Source organism: Nocardioides sp. J54 (assembly GCF_000519005.1).
Taxonomy (GTDB): Bacteria; Actinomycetota; Actinomycetes; order Propionibacteriales; family Nocardioidaceae; genus Nocardioides.
The window spans coordinates 116,514-134,149 of the sequence record NZ_JAER01000004.1 but is presented as its reverse complement, the minus strand read 5'-3'; the positions used below and the strand labels follow the sequence as shown (position 1 = coordinate 134,149).

Genomic DNA, 17,636 nt, shown 5'->3' with positions numbered 1-17,636 from the left:
GGCCCGGCCGCCGTGGCTGACGCGGTGCCGGGCGTCCATCGCCCCACGCTGGTCGCCTGCATGGCGGCCGTGTGGGTGCTGTGGGGCTCGGTGTACCTCGCGATCCGGCTCGTGGTCGACGAGGCCGATCCCTTCCAGGCGATGGCGCAGCGCTACGCCGTCGCCGCGCTCCTGCTGGCAGTCATCGCCGCGACCCGGCGCGGCTGGCGGACGCTGCGGGTGACCCGGGCCGAGGCGGCGGGGCTGGCGGTCACCGGCGTCCTGCTGCTGGGCTTCGGCAACGGCTTCCAGGCCCTGGCCCAGGTGCAGGGCCTGCCGTCGGGGGTCGCCGCACTCATCGTCGCAACCGTCCCTGCGTGGGCGGTCCTCATTCGCCTCGCCACCGGCGACCGCCCCACGCGCGCGACCTGGGCCGGCGTGGTGATGGGCTTCTGCGGGCTGGCCGCCCTGGTCGGCCTCGACCAGGGCGGTGGTGGCGCGATCCCGGCGCTCGCGGCCCTGTGCTGCCTCGGGGCCAGCATCAGCTGGACGATCGGGTCCTTCCTGCAGGGCCGCCTGGCCCTGCCCTCGGACGTGGTCACCGTCGCGACGTACCAGCAGCTGGTCGCCGCCGGCACGTCCACCGTGCTCGCCCTGGCGACCGGCGAGCAGGTCAGCGTGACGTACTCGACCCGCGGCTGGCTAGCCATGGCGTGGCTGGTCCTCGCCTGCTCCGTCACCGCCTACCTCGCCTTCGCCTGGCTGCTCGTGAACGTCCCGCTGTCTCTCACGGCCACCCACGCCTACGTGAACCCGGTCGTCGCAGTCGTGCTCGGCGCCCTCGTCCTCGGCGAGTCCGTCGGCGCCGGCGTCCTCGTCGGTGGGGGTGCGGTGGTGCTGGCCGTCGTGCTCATCGTCGGCTCCGAACGGCGCAGTCGCACGGACCACCTCACGGGGACCGAGGTCGCACAACCGGCGTGACCCCTCCTCCTCGCCTGCTTCTGGGTGGTGGGCCTGGGGTGGCCGTCGCGCATGTAACACGCTGATCGCGGCTGTTGCCGCCCGTCGACTGCTGTGCGAGGCGTGCCCGGTGGATGACCTTCGCGGTCCCGGGGGACGTCGGCGTACGACGGGTTGCGCGGGCTGGGTGGTCGGCCGGCCGGGCGTGTAACACGCTGATCGCGGCTCTTCCCGCCCGCTGGCGACTGTTCCCGCCGCACCCAGCAGGGGACTCCCGCGGTCTCCGGGCTGCCAGGTCTGCGGACCACGTGTTGCACGTGGCAACAGGCTGCCAGGGCCGCGATCAACGTGTTACATGCGGCGGCCGCGTACGACAACCGGAGCCTCATCCGAGCTCCACGCGCCACCCCGCCGCCCCGCCGCCCCGCCGCCCCGCCGCCCCGCCGCCGGCCGCACCCGCCTCCCCCTTTGGGGATAGACGAAAACCCCTCCTTGTAGGGTCGAACCGATCTAACTATCAGACCATACTTCGTGACGTGAGACACGCCGAGCGTTCGGTGTTCCCGAGACCCGAGGAGATCCTCCGCATGAAGCGACGTCTGCTGGCGGCGACGACCGCCGTCACCTTGTCCCTCACCATGGCCGCGTGCGGCGCGGCCAGTGACAGCTCGGGCGGGGACGCCGAGGAGGGACCCATCAAGATCGCGCTGATCCCGCCGACCAGCGGCGCCCTGGCCCAGTTCGGCACCGACTCGGTCAAGGGCTGGGAGACCGCCGTTCGCCTCGTCAACGAGGACGGTGGCATCGACGGCCGCGAGGTCGAGCTGCTCGTCAAGGGCACCGACGCGGACCCCGCCACCACCCTGCGCGTGGCCAAGGAGGCCGTCACCCAGGACGGCGCGCAGTTCATCGGCTCGGTGATGACCTCGCCGGAGCACGGCGCCCTCAACGCCCAGCTCGAGGGGCTCGGGGCCCTGTCGTTCAACTCGCTCGGCAAGGACGACGCGCTCGTGGGCGAGCAGTGCTCGCCGTACGCCGTCCACGTCGTGCAGACGACCAGCATGGACGTGAACGCCCTGGCGAACTCGATCGCAGAGATGCCCGGTGAGAAGTGGGCGATCCAGGCCGTCGACTACGCCACCGGCCACAGTGCGGCGGAGACCTTCAAGGCTGCCGCGGAGAAGGCCGGCAAGGAGGTCGTCCTGGAGCAGTTCGCCCCGCTCAACACGACCGACTTCGGCTCCTACATCACCAAGCTCAAGAACAGCGGCGCGGACGCGGTCTTCGCCGTCGAGTTCGGCGCCGACGGCGTCGCCTTCGTCCAGCAGGCCGACCAGTTCAACCTGGACGACCAGCTGAAGACGGTGCTCGGCCTCAACATGGTCTCCGAGCCGCTCTTCGAGACCCTCGGCGAGAGCATCGTCGGCTACTACAACAACGTCGGGTACGACGCCGCGGCCGACACCGAGGCCAACAAGGAGTTCATCGAGGCCTACACCGAGGACCACGGCTCGGCGCCGTACTACGTCCCCGCCGACGCCTACGCCGCGGCACAGATCCTCTTCGCCGGCATCGAGGAGGCGGGCAGCTCCGAGCCGGCCGAGGTCGCCGAGGCGCTCGCGGACCTCACCGTCGAGACCAACGTCGGTGAGGTCACGGTCCGTGGCACCGACAACCAGGTCCTCCGGGACTCCTACCTCGGCAAGGTCGTCAAGGGTGACGGTGGCCTCGCCTTCGAGGTGGTCACGAACACCAGCGCGGACGTGACGACCACCGAGTCGGACCCGGCCTGCAAGTTCTGACCGAGCGGGCGTCGGCGCGCGGGACCCGCGCGCCGACGCCCGTCGTCAGGGAGGGACAGACGTGAACGCTGCACAACTGCTCAACGGGATCGCGCTCGGCTCGCTGCTGATGGTGCTGAGCTCCGGCCTCGCCATGATCTACGGCCTGCGGGGAGTGGCGAACTTCGCCCACGGCGCGCTCTACATGTCCGGGGCCTACATCGCCTACTCGGTGTCGGACCGAGCCGGCTTCTGGCTGGCGCTCCTCGTCGTCCCCCTCGCGCTCGCGGTCGTCGGTGTCCTGCTGGAGCTGGTCTTCTTCCGGCCGCTCCAGCACCGCTCTCACATCGAGCTCGGCCTGATCACGTTCGGGCTCGCGCTGATGGCGGAACGGCTGGTGGTGCTCATCTGGGGGGAGCGCACGCTCCGCGTCACGCCGCCCGAGTTCCTCCAGGGGACCTCGAACTTCCTGGGCGTCGAGTACCCGAGCTACCGGCTGGCCATCATCGCCATCGCGGTGGTCCTCGCCGCCGCGCTGGTGCTGTGGCTGCGCAGCACCACGACCGGGTTGCACATCCGCGCGGCCAGCCAGGACATCGAGACCGCTGCCATCATGGGCATCAACGTCGACCGCGTGAGCCTCGTCGTGGTTGCGGTCGGCTCGGCACTCGCCGGCTTCGCCGGTGCGCTCGCGGCGCCGTACATCGCACTCGACCCCGGCATGGGCAGCGCGTTCCTGATCACGGTGCTGATCATCGTCGTCGTCGGTGGGATCGGGAGCATCGGCGGGGCGATGATCGCCGGGATGGGGCTCGGCGTCATCCAGAGCGTCACGACCGTCTGGTCGCCGAGCGTCGCGGTGGTCGTCCCCTACCTCGCCCTGACCATCGTCCTGCTGTGGCGACCCACCGGGCTCGCCGGAAAGAGGGTGTCATGACCACGACCGCCCCCACCGACGTGGTGAGCCCGTCCGCGGCCGCGCCCGAGGCGTCGCCCCGCGGACGCCTCAAGGGCACCCTGGTGGGCCTCGGCATCGCCGTCGCCACCTTGCTGGCCGGCCTCGCCGTCCCGTACGTCGTGACCGACACCTACCGGATGAGCCTGCTCGTCGAGGGAACGCTGCTCAGCCTCCTCGCGATCGGGATCGGCTTCCTCGCCCGCCACCTCGGGTTGATCAGCCTCGGCCACGGCGCCTTCTTCGGGGCCGCGGCGTACGGCGTCGGCATCGCCACCACCAACTGGGGCTGGTCGCCGACGACGGCCGTCGGCTTCGGGGTCGTGGTCGGCACCGGCTTCGCCGTGGTCATGGGCCTCCTCGTGGTCCGCTCCTCGGGGTTCGGCTTCCTGATGCTGACGCTGGCCCTGTCGCAGGCGCTCTACGCGCTCAGCGTGCAGACCTCGGCGCGGCCGCTCACCGGCGCGCACGACGGCAAGCTGCTCAGCTACGACCGCGACATGACGTTCCTGGGCCTGGCCCAGCGGGACGTGATGAACCCCGGCCTGTTCTGGCCGATGGCGTGGATCGCCCTGACCATGTGTGCCACCGTGCTGTGGCTCGTCGGCCGGTCCCGCTTCGGCACCACCCTGGAGGGCATTCGTGAGAACGAGGAGCGGATGCGCTTCTCCGGCTACGACACCTTCGGGCCGCGCCTGGTCGCGTTCGTGCTCTCGGGAGCGGTGGCGTCCCTGGGCGGTGCACTCTTCGCGATCAACTCCGGCTACGTCTCGCCGGACATCCTCGGCTTCACCCGGGCCGGTGACAGCCTCATCGCCGCACTCGTCGGGGGCTTCGGACTGCTGGTCGGCCCGATCGTCGGGACCTTCCTGTTCGTCTACGCCCAGGCCAACTTCAACTTCGGGGGCAACCTCCACCTCTTCACCGGGATGGCGCTGATCCTCGTGCTGGTGTTCATGCCCGGAGGCATCACCGGCAGCCTGCAGAAGCTCTACCACCGACTGAGGAGGGGACGTCGATGACGATCTTCGAAGGCCGCGGACTCACCGTCCGGTACGGCGCCCACGTCGCGCTCGACGGCGTGGACATCGCGCTCGAGCCGGGCGTCGTGCACGGGGTGATCGGCCCCAACGGCGCCGGCAAGTCGACGTTCATCGACGCACTCTCCGGCCGCAAACGTCCCTCGTCCGGAACGGTCACGTTCGAGGGCGTGGACATCACGCGGCGCTCGGTCCGCTGGCGGCGGCGGAAAGGCCTGTCCCGCTCCTTCCAGCGCACCAGCGTCTTCGGGGCGATGACGGTCGGCGACCAGCTCGAGATGGTCGCCCGCCGCAACAACGAGGAGGACCTCGGCGAGATCGTCCGCACGCTCGGCCTCGAGGGGATCCTCGACCGGGTGTGCGCGGAGATCGCCTACGGCACCCAGCGGTCCGTGGACCTGGCCATCGCCCTCATCGGCCGGCCGAAGGTCGTGCTGCTCGACGAGCCGTGCGCAGGGCTGGTCCACGACGAGTCGGTCCGGATGCTCCAGCACGTGCGCGACGTGTGCAAGGAGAGGGACGTAGCGGCGCTGCTCGTCGAGCACGACGTCGAGGGCGTCTTCCGCACCTGCGACGTCATCACCGTGCTCGACCTCGGCAAGCTGCTCGCCACGGGCACCCCCGACGACGTCCGCGCCGACGAGAACGTGATCCGTGCCTACCTGGGGAGCGCAGCATGACCGCCACGCCCGTGCTCGAGTTCCGCGACGTCACCGCCGGCTACGGCGGCTCGGTGATCCTCCAGGACCTGTCGTTCTCGATCGCCCCCGGCGAGACCGTCGGCCTGGTCGGCCGCAACGGAGCCGGCAAGACCACCACCCTGCTCTCCGTGTACGGCGTGCCCTCGGTCCGCGGCCAGGTGCTGGTCGACGGCGAGCCGGTCGGGCGCCGGGCGCACGTCCCGACCGCGCGTGGGGTGTCCCTCGTGCCGCAGGGCAAGCGAATCTTCGGCAACCTCACGGTCGAGGAGAACATCCTGCTCGGGCGGGCTTCGCGGCGAGCGACCACGTGGACCCTGGAGGACCTCTACGAGCTCTTCCCCAACCTCGCCCGTGGCCGGAAGCGTCCGGGCACCTCGCTCTCCGGTGGTGAGCAGCAGATGCTCGCCATCGCCCGCGCCCTCATGGCCGGACCGGCGCTCCTCATGCTGGATGAGCCCACCGAGGGCCTGGCGCCGGTGATCATCGACGCCATCGTGGACGCGTTGCGGGAGATCCGGTCCCGTGGCACGGCCCTCCTGCTCGTGGAGCAGCACATCGGGATGATCCAGAAGGTCGCCGACCGCTACCTCGCGCTCCGCAAGGGCCGGCTGGCGGGCGAGGGTCCGATCGAACAGCTCGGGGACCGGGCGGTGCAGGAGATGATCGCGCTCTGAGCAGAGCCGGCCGGTGGAGAAGTCTCCACCGGCCGGCACGGACATTGGCCTGACCATTTCTCGGGGGTGGCCTAGGGTGGTGACCGGGAGGTGATGAGATGACGCATGACGGGACGGAACGATCGTTCACGGGCCCGCTCGCAGGCCTACGGGTGGTCGAGGTCGGAAGCATCGGGCCAGGGCCCTACTGCGCGATGCTCCTCGCCGACCTCGGCGCCGACGTCATCCGGGTCGACCGGGCGCAGGGAGCCGCCCTGGTCGGCCCCAACGCCGACTTCCGGACCGAGGTCCTCCACCGCGGGCGCCGCTCCGTGGCGGTCGACCTCAAGCACCCTCGCGGCCACGAGGTCGTCCTCGACCTCGTGGCCAGTGCCGACGCGCTCATCGAGGGCTTCCGCCCCGGCGTGGCGGAGCGGCTCGCCATCGGCCCCGATGTGTGCCTCGCGGCCAATTCCCGCCTCGTCTACGGCCGGATGACCGGCTACGGGCAGGACGGGCCGCTGGCCCAGGCCGTCGGGCACGACATCAACTACATCGCCCAGAGCGGCGTCCTGTCACTCGTGGGGCGTCAGGGTCAACCGCCCACCCCGCCGCTGAGCCTCGTCGGAGACTTCGGCGGAGGCGGCGCCGTGCTGGCGCTCGGGGTGCTCGCCGCGGTGTGGGAGGCCGGGCGGTCCGGTCGCGGACAGGTCGTCGACGCCGCGATGGTCGACGGATCGGCCCTGCTGGCCGCCGCCTTCCACGGGTTCGTCAGCGCCGGCACCTGGCGCACCGAGCGCGGCACCAACATCGTCGACTCCGGCGCACCCTTCTACGACGCCTACGAGACCGCCGACGGTCGCTGGCTCGCCGTCGGCGCGCTCGAGCCCCACTTCTACGCCGACCTGCTCGACGTCCTCGGCCTCGACGCCGCCGGGCTCCCGGACCGCGACGACCACACGCGCTGGCCGGAGCTGGCGAAGGTCTTCGCTGACACCATCCGCGAGCGCACGCGCGAGGAGTGGGTGACCCGGGCCGCCGGACGGGGCTGCATCTCACCCGTGCTGGACGTGCAGGAGGCCTGGGTCCACCCCCACAACGTCGCCAGGGGCACCTTCGTGGACGTCGCCGGCGTGACCCAACCGGCGCCCCAGCCCCGCTTCAGCCGCACTACCGCCGTCGTCGACGGCCCGCCACCCGTCCCCGGCGAGCACACCCGCGAAGCCCTGGCCGCGTGGGGCATCGACCCCGACGTCGTCCGGGACTGGGAGCGGGACGGCGCGATCCGTCTCGCGGACCAGCCCGCCCCCGTCCCTACCCAGGAAGGCAGTCTCTCTGATGAAGCTCCCTGACCGCTCGTTCGCGACGATCACGGTCACCGAGGCGGCGCCCGGCGTAGCGCTGGTGACCCTCGACCGTCCCGAGCGCTACAACGCGATGACTGACCAGATGTTCGTCGAGCTCGAACGCGTCGCGCTGGACCTCGACCAGGTCGACGACCTGCGGGTGGTCGTGCTGACCGGCGCCGGCAGTGCGTTCTGTGCCGGCTACGACCTCGCGGACGCCGACCGGCTCGCCGACCTCGGTGCCATCGGGATGCTCGACCAGCAGGAGCGCGGCGCCCGGGCGCTGCTCGCCGTGCGCGCCATCCGGGTCCCGGTCGTGGCCGCCGTCAACGGTCCTGCCGCCGGCGGCGGGCTGGCGCTGGCGCTTCAGGCCGACATCCGGCTGGCTTCGCCGGAGGCGAAGTTCAACGCCGCGTTCGTCAAGATCGGCCTCACTGCGGGGGACCTCGGCACCTCCTGGCTGCTGACCCGGCTCGTCGGCCCCGCGGTCGCGAGTGAGATCTGCTTCACGGGGCGGATGGTGCACGCCGAGGAGGCCTTCCGGATCGGGCTGGTCAACAGCGTCAGCGAGCCCGACAAGCTCCTGGGCGACGCCCTCGACCTCGCCGACCGGATCGTTGCCAACAGCCCCGGTGGCGTCCAGCTCTCCAAGCGGGCCCTCCACGCCAACATGGAGATCGGCTCCTACGCCGCGGCCATCGAGCTGGAGAACCGCGGGCAGGCTCTGCTGACGCGCAGCACCGACATGCCCGAAGCGCTCGCTGCCTTCAAGGAGAAGCGCCGGCCCGTCTTCAAGGGGGAGTGACGACATGACCGTGACCGAAGAGAACACCACCGTGGACATCGACTTCCCCGAGCTCGAGGAGCTGACCTTCGAGGTCCTCCCCGGTGACATCGGCGTGTTGCGGATCAACCGGCCGGACCGGATGAACAGCCAGACCTTCCGCATGTTCAGCGAGTACGGCGAGGCCGCCTTCGCGCTGCGCGACGCGCCCCTGCGGGCCCTCATCGTCACCGGCACCGGCACCCGGGCCTTCTGCGCCGGGTTCGACCTCGACGAGGTCGGCCGGATCAGCGAGATGGGCGTGCGCGAGTTCCTGAAGTTCCAGGAGACCGCGACCGGCGGCATCCAGGCCCTGCACTTCCTGCCTTTCCCGGTGATCGCCGCCGTCCACGGCCCGGCGACGGGCGGTGGCCTGGCGCTCGCGCTCGCGGCTGACATCCGGCTCTGCGACCCGGCTGCGAAGTTCAGCGCCGCCTTCGTCAAGGTCGGCCTGTCGGTCGGCGAGCTGGGCACGTCGTACCACCTCACCCGGCTGGTCGGCCCCGCCCGCGCCGCGGAGATCGCGTTCAGCGCCCGCATCGTCGGCGCCGACGAGGCGGAGCGGATCGGGCTCGTCAACCGGGTCGTCCCGACCGACGAGCTCTTCGACGCCGCGGTCGAGCTCGCCGGACAGATCGCCCGCAACTCGCCTGCCGGGGTGCGGATGTCGAAGCGCGCCATCCAGCGCAACCTCGAGGTGACGTCGTACGCCGCCGCCCTGGAGCTGGAGAACCGCGGGCAGGCACTGATGACGCGTACCCGTGACATGCCGGAGGCGCTCGCGGCGTTCAAGGAGAAGCGCGCTCCCCGCTTCACGGGGGAGTGACGGTCACGATGAGCACGTGGGACTGGAGCGCCGAGGAGCGCACCCGGCTCGGCGAGTTCCTCGAGCAGCACGGCATCACCTCCGGTGAGGTCACGACGAGGCCTATCGGCGACGGGCACTCGAACCTGACCTTCCTGGTGGCCGGCGCGGACGGCCGGCGAGCGGTCGTGCGACGGCCCCCGCCGCCCCCGACGCCGCCGGGCGCGCACGACATGCTGCGCGAGGCCAGGCTCGTTGGTGCGCTCGGCGGCACCGCCGTGCCCGTCGCCGAGCTGCTCGCGACGGCGGAGGCCGGCGAGGTCATCGACGTCCACTTCTACGTGATGGGCTTCGCCGCGGGTCCGGTCGTCACGACCTCGACGCCGCCCGCGCTCGCCAGCCGCGCGACCCGACGCAGGATCGGCGAGTCGCTGGTGGACACCCTTGCCGACCTCCACGCCGTGGACTGGCGGGCAGCAGGCCTTGCGGACCTCGGCCGACCGGAAGGCTTCAACGCCCGCCACCGCTCCCGCATGGCGCGCCTCGTCGCCGACGAGGACGGCAACCCGCCCCCGGCCTTCGCAGAGGTGGACGCGTGGCTGCAGGAGAACGTGCCGCCCGAGTCGGGTGCCACGATCGTGCACAACGACTACCGGATCGGCAACGTCATCCTCTCCGAGGACGACCCCGGAGCCGTGGCGGCCGTCCTGGACTGGGAGCTCGCCACCCTGGGGGACCCGCTCTTCGACCTCGGCTACTTCCTCGCCTCCGTCCCTGACGACGCGCCGCCACACAACCCCACCCAGCAGCTCTCCCTCGCCATGCTCGAGGACGGCTTCCCGGCCCGTGCCGAGCTCGCCGAGCGCTACGCCGCACGCACGGGGGCCGACCTGTCGAACCTCGCGTGGTACACGACGCTCGCGCTGTGGAAGCTGGCGGTCCTCTACGAGTACGGGCGGCGCCGCGCCGTACGAGGTGTCGGGGACCCCTACTACGCCGACCCCACGCTGGTGCCGTCCTTCCTCGCCGACGCGCACCGTGCGGCCGGCCTGCCACCACTCACCGACGTCCTGCTGGAGGCCCGCACATGAGCAACAGGTCCTGGGAGAAATTCCACGACGAGCTGATCCGCCCGGAGGAAGCGACCGGCCTCCCCGAGCGCTTCTTCGACCGGTTCGTCTTCAACGTCCACCCGACGGACGCGACGGCGCCGTCGATCCTCGTCGGCCTCGGTCTGCACCCGGTCCGGGACACGGTGGACGGGTTCGCGATCCTCACCACCCGTACCGAGCAGCGCAACGTCCGATTCGCCACCAAGCTCTCGGCGACCGCACCGGGCACCTGTGGCCCGTTCGCCTGGCGGGTGGTCGAGCCCAACCGGGCCTGGCACCTCTCGCTCGACGGCAACCCGACAAGGTTGGCGTTCGACCTGCGCTGGGAGGCGCGGGCCCCGGCGTGGTGGGGCGACATCGACGTCACCAACAGCTCAGGAGAGCTCACGTCGTTCTCGCACCTCTTCCAGTCCGGCTTCGTCCACGGGAGCATCTGCGTCGACGGCGCCGAGCAGCAGGTCGAGCGGTGGTACAGCCAGCGCGACCGCTCGCGCGGCGTCCGCACGATGGCGGGGGGCCAGGGGCTGCACATCTGGTACCAAGCCCAGTTCGAGGATCGTTCGATCGGGTTCCTCCTCGTCGAGACCCGCGACGGTGGCCGGATCCTCCTCGAGGGAGCGGTCATGCACACCGACGGCACCATGGACGAGGTCGTCGACGTCCGCCACGACCTGGTCTTCGACGACCAGCTGGACCTCAAGGCCGGACGGGTGCAGGTGACCACGGCCTCCGGCGCGGTCTACCCGGTCGACACCGACGCGTCCGCCGGCGGCGGCTACATGGCCGGCGGCGGGTACGGCGGGCACCACGGCAAGGCGTTCGGCCGCGACCACCTCGAGAGCGACGTCTACCCGCTCGACGGCTCAGTCACCCAGCGGACCCTGGACTCCTCGCTCACCGACCGACTGTGCGCGTTCGACTGGGAGGGACGCCCCGGCTCGGGCATCTTCGAGTTCGCCCTGACTCGCTCGTCGTCGTACACCTACCGGCCGACGCTGGCCTGAATCCTGTTATCACTGCTTCGCTGCGCGCCCCCGAGGGGGCGCGCAGCGCTTTTTCCGGGCAATTGTTAGACATATTTGTGTAAGAGGGATTGATATATGTCAAACATAGGTCTACGGTCAGACCATGTGAGGCGTGGCTTGGGTCACATCTATCTCACTAAAAGGTCTGAGAATTGGGTCCTGCGAAGTCTCGGCGCAGGCGCACGATCACCGGAGGTCCGATGGACACGACTGGGTCCGGAAGCGCTGCCGAGCCGCAGGGCGAGTTCGCTGGCAGCGGCGTCGTCGTAGCAGGAGGCACCTCCGGTGTCGGACTGGCCACTGCCATCGAGTACGTGCGTGCCGGGTGCACCGATCTCGTGCTCGTGGCACGGAACGAGGCACGAGGCAAGAAGGCCGTCGAGGCTGTGCTCCAGCACTCGCCGCAGGCTGGTGTCGAGTTCGTCCCGGCCGACCTGAACCGGCCCGAGGAGGCCCGGGAGGCGGCGGCAACCGCTGCGCGCATCCTGGGGAGGATCGACGTGCTCGTCTGTTCGACGGTCGCCCCCTACCAGCCGACCCTCCTCCATGAGACTCCGCTCGAGCAGCTGCGGGACATCGTGGAGCAACAGGCTCTCGGCCCGCTCCTGATGAACCGTGCCGTGCTGCCCTACATGCGGGCCAGCCGCGCTGGCGTCATCGTGAACATCGCGAGTGACGCAGCGAAAGTGCCGACGCCGGGCGAGACCGGGATCGGTGCCGCCATGGCCGCGATCGTGACTTTCTCGCAGACGCTGGCAGTGGAGGCAAAGCGCGATGGCATCCGGGTCAACGTCCTCACGCCGTCGCTGATCGTCGACACCGCGTCCTACGACCGGGCGATGTCGCAGGAGTTCAGCCGGAAGATCTTCGACAGGATCACCCGGCAGGCAGGCCTGGGCATGACCGAACCCAGTGACCTTGCCGAAGCGATCCTCTTCCTCACCTCCCGACGATCGCGGCGGGTGACAGGTCAGGTCATCAGTGTGAATGGCGGGATCTCCGTTGCGTGAGTCGGGAGTGCTGCGTCGGCGGATCCGGAGCGCTGCAGACGTCGTCGACATCGAGTCGAACTACCGTCCGTCGGATCTGCTTCCCGCGGGGACCATCCTTGGGTGCCTTCGCCACGCTGCGGCGACGGACCCCGACAAGCCCGCCGTCATCCAGGTCGAGGCGCCAGACCTCCTGACGCCGACCGCCACGCTCACCTACCAGGACTTGGTGGCTGACGTCGAGGCATCAGCCGATCTTTTCCACACCGTCGCCGGAGCGCGTCCGTCCGTGGTGGGGATCATGCTGCCGATGATCCCCGAGGGGCTCACGGCGCTCTGGGGTGCACAGGCGGCGGGTGTCGCCGTGCCCCTCAACCCGTTCCTCGACCTCGAACCCGTCGCGGCGGTCCTCAACCGCACTGCCGCCACGGTCCTCCTCACGACCCGGGCGATCCTCGAAGCCAAGGGCGGCCTGAGCGCCCTCCGAGTGGCCGCTCCGGGCCTGGTCGAGGTCCTGCTGGTGAACGATGTCGAACCAGATCGGGACCTCGCCACCAGATTGTTGCCGCACGGCCGTGGAGTGGCACTCGTCGCGGACGAGGACCCGTGGCGCGACGCCCTGGTCATGCCTACCGGGGGGACGACGGGAGCGCCGAAGCTCGTGCGGATGTCCCAGGCGGGGCAGCTGCGGGTCGCCTGGAACGTCGGCGCCTTGATGGGCAACGAGGCCGACACGGTCACGGCGCACGGCATGCCCAACTTCCACTGCGGGGGCAGCATCTCGCTGGGGCTTCGTACCCTCCTCTTCGGTGGGACGCTCTTGACACTGACCCAGGCGGGATTTCGCGCGCCGGAAGTGGTGGAGTCGTTCTGGGACGTCGCGCGCCGTTTCCGGGTGACGTCCGTTCTCGCGACGCCGACGACAGCGCTCGCGCTGCTGCACGGTGAGGGCAGCTCCAGTGGATGCGTCGTGCGCGACTTCCACTGCGGCGGCAGCGCTGTCCCGATGGAGCTCGTCCGAGGATTCCACGAGCGCTTCGGGATCTGGCTGCGCGAAAACTGGGGGATGACGGAGCTTCACGGGACCACGACCGGCCACTTCGGTGAACAACGCGAACCGAGGGTCGGCTCCGTCGGACAGCCGCTTCCGTTCGTTCGTGTGAAGTCCGTGGAGCTCGACGAAGAAGGGCGGTGGGTTCGCGACTGTCGGCCTGGCGAACGAGGCGTTCTCCTGATCGGGAGCCCGACGACGGTTGCCGGGTACCTCGACCCCGACCTGGACCGTGAGTTCTTCCCGACGGGGTTGCCGGACGACCTCCCGCGAGCCTGGCGGTGGGCCAACACCGGAGATCTCGGCAGCGTGGACGACGACGGCTACGTGTGGGTGTTCGGCCGGGCCAAGGACCTCATCATCAGGGGCGGGCACAACATCGATCCTCGCGAGGTCGAGGAAGCGCTCGCCGCGCACCCGGGGGTGCACCTGGCTGCCGCTGTGGGCCGTCCGGACCTCATGAAGGGCGAGCTTCCCATCGCCTACGTCGAGGCACGGGAAGGTATCGACCTCGACCCCGCAGAGCTCCTCGACCACTGCCGCACCCGTGTGCACGAACGTGCCGCTGTGCCCGTCGAGGTCGTCGTCCTCGATCGGATTCCGCTCACTCCCGTAGGCAAGGTCTCGAAGCCCGCCCTGCGAGACGACGCGATCCTGCGCGTCGTTCGCGAGATAGCCCGCGGCCTCGATCCGCGGGCGGAGATCAGTATCGACCGCGGCGGTCGGCGTCTCGTGGTTGACACCGTCGTGCACGATGAACTCGCCGGACGCCAGCTACGGGAAGCCCTGGTCGGATTCACGTTCGCGTCGCGCATCCACGTCGCCGAGACGGCGCGATGACCTCGCTCGGTCTCTCCTGCGCTCGAGGGCCGCTCTAGGTCAGCGGCCTCCGCCTCAACCGCCCCGGACGACGTATGTCCGTGGCCAGTCGATCCTGCCTGACCTCCCCCACCCACGTCCGCCCATCTTGCACACCCATGGAGGCTCCATGTTCGTCCAGGTGCTGAACGGCCTAGCCTTCGGCGTCCTCCTCCTCGTCCTGTCTTCGGGCCTGGCCCTGATCTTCGGCCTGCGAGGAGTCGTCAACTTCGCACACGGTGCGATCTACATGCTCGCGGCCTACGTCGCCATGGCGATCACGGACCGGACCTCGTTCTGGTTGGCGCTCGTCACCGTTCCCGTCCTGCTTGCTGCAGCGGGACTCCTCGTTGACAGGTTCGGCCTGCGCCACCTGAGCGGACGCAGCCCGCTCGACATGGTGCTGCTGACCTTCGGCATCACGTTCGTGGTGGCGGACGTCATCCAGACGACGTGGGGGACCAGGGCGCACACCATCGACCCGCCCTCCGCGCTTCAGGGAAGCACCGACCTGGGGCTGGCCACCTATCCGACCTACAGATTGTTCGTCATTGCGATGGGTCTGCTCGTGTGCGCTGCCCTCATCGCGTGGCTGAAGTTCTCCCGCACGGGCTTGTTCGTCCGCGCTGCCGGAGACGACCGGACGACCACCGGCGCCATGGGCGTGAACGTCGACCGCGTCAGCGGGACCGTCGTCGCGCTCGGTTTCGGGCTCGCGGGGTTGGCGGGCGTGCTCGCCGGCCCCTACCTCACCCTTTCCCCGGCCATGGGGACCGAGATCCTGATCACCACCTTCATCGTGGTGGTCGTGGGTGGGCTCGGCAGCATCGGTGGCCCGATGATCGCAGCCTTGCTCGTCGGCCTCGCCCACGCACTGGCCACCGTGCAGGCGCCGACCTTCTCGGCCTACGTGCCGTACCTGCTGATGCTCGGGGTTCTCCTCGTACGGCCCCAGGGGATCGCGGGAAGGAGGACCGCGCTGTGACTGGACAGGCCGTAGAGAGGAGCGCCGAGGTGACCGCGGCGAACGACGTGTCCGGTGCTGCCGGGCCGCAGGACTCCCGCAGCCAGCATGCACCGCGCTCGCCCGGCATCCTGCCGGACGGGGTGGCGGCGACAATGCGGCGTGCTCGACGCGCCGCCCGTTGGCAAGCACTCGGATGGCTGGCGCTGGCAGTCGCCGGTCTGGGGGCGCCCTGGGTGATCAGCCTTTACCAACTCCACCTGGCGCAGCAGGCGGTCGTGCTGGGCCTGTTGGCGCTGAGCATCGGCTGGTTGCTCCGGCAGACCGGCCAGCTGAGCTTCGGCCACGCTGCGTTCTACGGGATCGCCGGGTACGGCACGGCTTACGTCGCGCAGCACACTGCCCTGCCCATCGGGTTGACCCTGGTGGTGGGCATCGGCCTCGGAACCCTTGCGGCCTTGGTGGTCGGCCTGTTGACCATCCGGGCTCCGGGCATCGCGTTCGCGATGCTCACCCTCGCCATCGGGATGCTGGTCTGGGTCGCTGGGGGGCAGATGCACTCGGTGACCCGGGGCGCTGACGGTCTCAACGTGCAGCTCGAAGGGACGCTGCTCGGGAAGGACGTGATGCTGTACGGGAACCCGGTCGAGGCGTGGCCGGTCGTGTGGGGCGTGCTGATGCTGACCGTCGCCGTGTTGTGGTTCCTCAGTCGCTGCACCTGGGGACGACGCCTCGCCTCGATCCGCGACAACGAGGAGCGCATGCGCTTCTCGGGTTATGCGACCTACTGGCCGCGGGTGGCCGCCTTCGCAGCCTCCGGCCTGGTGGCGAGCATTGCAGGGACCCTCAACCTCGTGACGACGAGCTTCATGTCGTTGACGGCGTTGTACTGGTCCACGTCGGGCCTCGCCCTCATCGTCGCGGTCATCGGTGGAGTACGCAGCGTGTTGGGGCCGCCCCTGGGCGCCGTGCTGTTCGTCCTCCTGCAGAACTACCTGGCGGGCAGCGGGGATCACTACCAGGCCGTCATCGGCACGGTGCTGATCGCCGTCGTCCTCCTCGCCCCCGGTGGGTGCACCGAGATCCTGGAACGCGTCGGAAAGGCCGCCGCGTCACTGCTCCGCCGCGAGTCCAGGACGTCCGATTCGAGTTCGAACCGAGGAGGCAGCCGTGCTGCAACTTGAGGACCTGACCTTCGCCTACGGAAGCGTCAAGGCCGTCAACAACGTGTCGCTCGAGGTGACGGAAGGGACGATCCACGGCCTGATCGGACCGAACGGTGCCGGGAAGAGCACGTGTATCGACCTCGTCTCGGGACGGCAACGCCCGACGTCCGGATCTGTCCGGTTCCGCGGGCGCGACGTCACCAGGATGACGGCGCCACGCCGTCGGCACCTGGGCATAGCGCGCTCGTTCCAGCGCATCAGCGTCTACCCCGAGCTGACCGTTGCCGACCAGTTGGACGTCGCGGCAGGCCTGTTGAAGGAGCCGGACGTGGACGCCGTCGTGCGCGCCCTCGACCTGGAGGGCTGCCTGCGCCACACACCCGCGGAGATCGGGTACGGCGAGCAGCGACGGGTCGACATCGCGCTCGCCCTGATCGGCTCCCCGGCGCTGGTCCTGCTCGATGAGCCGGCTGCCGGGCTGTCGCGGGAGGAGAGCATCGCGCTGGCGGACCACCTCGCCGAGCTCGTGCGGGACCGCGGGACCACCGTCGTCCTGGTCGAGCACCACCTCGAGGTCGTCTACCGGGTCTGTGACCGGCTCACCGTCCTGGAGCAAGGGGCCGTGATCGCTGACGGTGACCCTCAGGACGTGCGTCGCGATGCCCGGGTGATGGAGGCATACCTCGGAAGGAGTGCCGCATGACCACCGTCCTGACATTCGACGGCGTCCGCGCCTTCTACGACGACGCCCTCATCCTCGACGGTCTGAGCTTCGATGTCGCCGAGGGGGAGTCGTTCGCCCTGCTCGGACCCAACGGCGTAGGCAAGACGACCAGTCTCAACGCCATGTTCGGGATCGCGAACCTGCGGGGCGGGACGATCGAAATCGGGGGACGGCGGCTCCGCGGTCGCGCGCCGCACGAGGCAGCAAACCTCGGAGCGGCGCTGGTGCCTCAAGGTCGGTGGATCCTCCCCACGCTCACCGTCGAGGAGAACCTCGTGATCGGAACGGCCCCGAACCGCAAGGGCCCGTGGGACCTCGCGAGCGTGTTCGACATGTTCCCGGACCTGCGCGAGCGCCGTCGCTCCCTAGGGACGCAGCTCAGCGGTGGTCAGCAGCAGATGCTCGCTATCGGTCGTGCCTTGATGTCGAACCCCCGGGTCCTGCTCCTCGACGAGCCGTCCGAAGGCCTCGCCCCGGTCGTCATCGACCTTCTCGGGGACTGCCTCGCTGCCCTCAAGGCAGCGGGGACGTCGATGCTGCTCATCGAGCAGCGCCTAGACCTCGTGACCCGCCTCGCAGACCGGTACGCCGTCCTGCTCAAGGGCGAGACGGTCGCTGAGGGATCCATCGAAACAACCTCCGCCGACTCGCTCCGCGAGCTCGTCGGAGTCTGACCCTCCACGACGGCAACAGTCGATAACTGA

General features: G+C 70.0%; 17 protein-coding genes. All 17 read left to right on the top strand.

Annotated elements, in window-relative coordinates; all coding sequences use genetic code 11:
- Window positions 1–24 precede the first annotated feature (24 nt).
- Window positions 25–960, top strand: coding sequence for an EamA family transporter (locus NOCJ54_RS23810; protein ID WP_157514788.1), 936 nt, complete (start codon window positions 25–27; stop codon window positions 958–960).
- Between the two features lie 566 nt (window positions 961–1,526).
- Entirely contained in the window at window positions 1,527–2,741 is a 1,215-nt protein-coding gene (locus NOCJ54_RS0104330) for an ABC transporter substrate-binding protein (RefSeq protein ID WP_028654502.1), read from the top strand.
- A gap of 61 nt (window positions 2,742–2,802) precedes the next feature.
- Window positions 2,803–3,657 carry a branched-chain amino acid ABC transporter permease gene (locus NOCJ54_RS0104325; protein ID WP_028654501.1) on the top strand — a complete coding sequence of 285 codons (855 nt, stop codon included), beginning with the start codon at window positions 2,803–2,805 and terminating at the stop codon, window positions 3,655–3,657.
- Window positions 3,654–4,697 (top strand): branched-chain amino acid ABC transporter permease, encoded by a 1,044-nt coding sequence (locus NOCJ54_RS0104320; RefSeq protein WP_028654500.1) that lies wholly within the window; start codon window positions 3,654–3,656, stop codon window positions 4,695–4,697. Before NOCJ54_RS0104325 ends, NOCJ54_RS0104320 begins: the two co-directional genes overlap by 4 nt.
- The gene (locus NOCJ54_RS0104315) at window positions 4,694–5,395 is read left to right on the top strand and encodes an ABC transporter ATP-binding protein (protein ID WP_028654499.1); all 702 of its coding nucleotides are present in this window, start codon (window positions 4,694–4,696) and stop codon (window positions 5,393–5,395) included. Before NOCJ54_RS0104320 ends, NOCJ54_RS0104315 begins: the two co-directional genes overlap by 4 nt.
- A complete protein-coding gene (locus NOCJ54_RS0104310; protein WP_028654498.1) occupies window positions 5,392–6,090 on the top strand; it encodes an ABC transporter ATP-binding protein in 699 nt (232 codons plus the stop codon). The genes NOCJ54_RS0104315 and NOCJ54_RS0104310 overlap by 4 nt, the downstream gene beginning before the upstream one ends.
- A 98-nt stretch (window positions 6,091–6,188) precedes the next feature.
- Window positions 6,189–7,421 (top strand): CaiB/BaiF CoA transferase family protein, encoded by a 1,233-nt coding sequence (locus NOCJ54_RS23805; RefSeq protein ID WP_051485464.1) that lies wholly within the window; start codon window positions 6,189–6,191, stop codon window positions 7,419–7,421.
- On the top strand, window positions 7,408–8,220 hold the full coding sequence (locus NOCJ54_RS0104300; protein WP_028654497.1) for an enoyl-CoA hydratase/isomerase family protein: 813 nt from the start codon (window positions 7,408–7,410) through the stop codon (window positions 8,218–8,220). Before NOCJ54_RS23805 ends, NOCJ54_RS0104300 begins: the two co-directional genes overlap by 14 nt.
- Window positions 8,221–8,224: 4 nt before the next feature.
- Complete coding sequence (locus NOCJ54_RS0104295; RefSeq protein ID WP_198020098.1) at window positions 8,225–9,064, top strand: enoyl-CoA hydratase/isomerase family protein; 840 nt, start codon at window positions 8,225–8,227, stop codon at window positions 9,062–9,064.
- A gap of 8 nt (window positions 9,065–9,072) precedes the next feature.
- Window positions 9,073–10,134 (top strand): phosphotransferase family protein, encoded by a 1,062-nt coding sequence (locus NOCJ54_RS0104290; protein WP_036516859.1) that lies wholly within the window; start codon window positions 9,073–9,075, stop codon window positions 10,132–10,134.
- Window positions 10,131–11,159, top strand: a complete 1,029-nt coding sequence (locus NOCJ54_RS0104285; RefSeq protein ID WP_028654494.1) for a DUF7064 domain-containing protein — start codon at window positions 10,131–10,133, stop codon at window positions 11,157–11,159. Before NOCJ54_RS0104290 ends, NOCJ54_RS0104285 begins: the two co-directional genes overlap by 4 nt.
- Before the next feature lie 221 nt (window positions 11,160–11,380).
- Window positions 11,381–12,190 (top strand): SDR family NAD(P)-dependent oxidoreductase, encoded by an 810-nt coding sequence (locus NOCJ54_RS23800; RefSeq protein WP_051485463.1) that lies wholly within the window; start codon window positions 11,381–11,383, stop codon window positions 12,188–12,190.
- Window positions 12,191–12,197: 7 nt separating this feature from the next.
- Entirely contained in the window at window positions 12,198–14,060 is a 1,863-nt protein-coding gene (locus NOCJ54_RS0104275) for an AMP-binding protein (RefSeq protein WP_198020097.1), read from the top strand.
- 148 nt (window positions 14,061–14,208) lie between these two features.
- Window positions 14,209–15,063: a branched-chain amino acid ABC transporter permease gene (locus NOCJ54_RS0104270; protein ID WP_028654492.1), complete on the top strand. Its 855-nt coding sequence runs from the start codon at window positions 14,209–14,211 to the stop codon at window positions 15,061–15,063.
- Between the two features lie 29 nt (window positions 15,064–15,092).
- Window positions 15,093–16,226: a branched-chain amino acid ABC transporter permease gene (locus tag NOCJ54_RS0104265; protein ID WP_157514787.1), complete on the top strand. Its 1,134-nt coding sequence runs from the start codon at window positions 15,093–15,095 to the stop codon at window positions 16,224–16,226.
- On the top strand, window positions 16,213–16,911 hold the full coding sequence (locus NOCJ54_RS0104260; protein WP_028654490.1) for an ABC transporter ATP-binding protein: 699 nt from the start codon (window positions 16,213–16,215) through the stop codon (window positions 16,909–16,911). The genes NOCJ54_RS0104265 and NOCJ54_RS0104260 overlap by 14 nt, the downstream gene beginning before the upstream one ends.
- Complete coding sequence (locus NOCJ54_RS0104255) at window positions 16,908–17,606, top strand: ABC transporter ATP-binding protein (RefSeq protein WP_028654489.1); 699 nt, start codon at window positions 16,908–16,910, stop codon at window positions 17,604–17,606. The genes NOCJ54_RS0104260 and NOCJ54_RS0104255 overlap by 4 nt, the downstream gene beginning before the upstream one ends.
- Window positions 17,607–17,636: the final 30 nt, after the last annotated feature.

Bases quoted from the DNA above. Each gene is read 5' to 3' on its own strand.
- NOCJ54_RS23805 (WP_051485464.1), top strand. From the start codon at position 6,189: ATGACGCATGACGGGACGGAACGATCGTTCACGGGCCCGCTCGCAGGC.
- NOCJ54_RS0104320 (WP_028654500.1), top strand. From the start codon at position 3,654: ATGACCACGACCGCCCCCACCGACGTGGTGAGCCCGTCCGCGGCCGCG.
- NOCJ54_RS23800 (WP_051485463.1), top strand. From the start codon at position 11,381: ATGGACACGACTGGGTCCGGAAGCGCTGCCGAGCCGCAGGGCGAGTTC.
- NOCJ54_RS0104270 (WP_028654492.1), top strand. From the start codon at position 14,209: ATGTTCGTCCAGGTGCTGAACGGCCTAGCCTTCGGCGTCCTCCTCCTC.
- NOCJ54_RS0104285 (WP_028654494.1), top strand. From the start codon at position 10,131: ATGAGCAACAGGTCCTGGGAGAAATTCCACGACGAGCTGATCCGCCCG.
- NOCJ54_RS0104315 (WP_028654499.1), top strand. From the start codon at position 4,694: ATGACGATCTTCGAAGGCCGCGGACTCACCGTCCGGTACGGCGCCCAC.
- NOCJ54_RS0104295 (WP_198020098.1), top strand. From the start codon at position 8,225: ATGACCGTGACCGAAGAGAACACCACCGTGGACATCGACTTCCCCGAG.
- NOCJ54_RS0104310 (WP_028654498.1), top strand. From the start codon at position 5,392: ATGACCGCCACGCCCGTGCTCGAGTTCCGCGACGTCACCGCCGGCTAC.
- NOCJ54_RS0104255 (WP_028654489.1), top strand. From the start codon at position 16,908: ATGACCACCGTCCTGACATTCGACGGCGTCCGCGCCTTCTACGACGAC.
- NOCJ54_RS0104300 (WP_028654497.1), top strand. From the start codon at position 7,408: ATGAAGCTCCCTGACCGCTCGTTCGCGACGATCACGGTCACCGAGGCG.
- NOCJ54_RS0104330 (WP_028654502.1), top strand. From the start codon at position 1,527: ATGAAGCGACGTCTGCTGGCGGCGACGACCGCCGTCACCTTGTCCCTC.
- NOCJ54_RS0104290 (WP_036516859.1), top strand. From the start codon at position 9,073: ATGAGCACGTGGGACTGGAGCGCCGAGGAGCGCACCCGGCTCGGCGAG.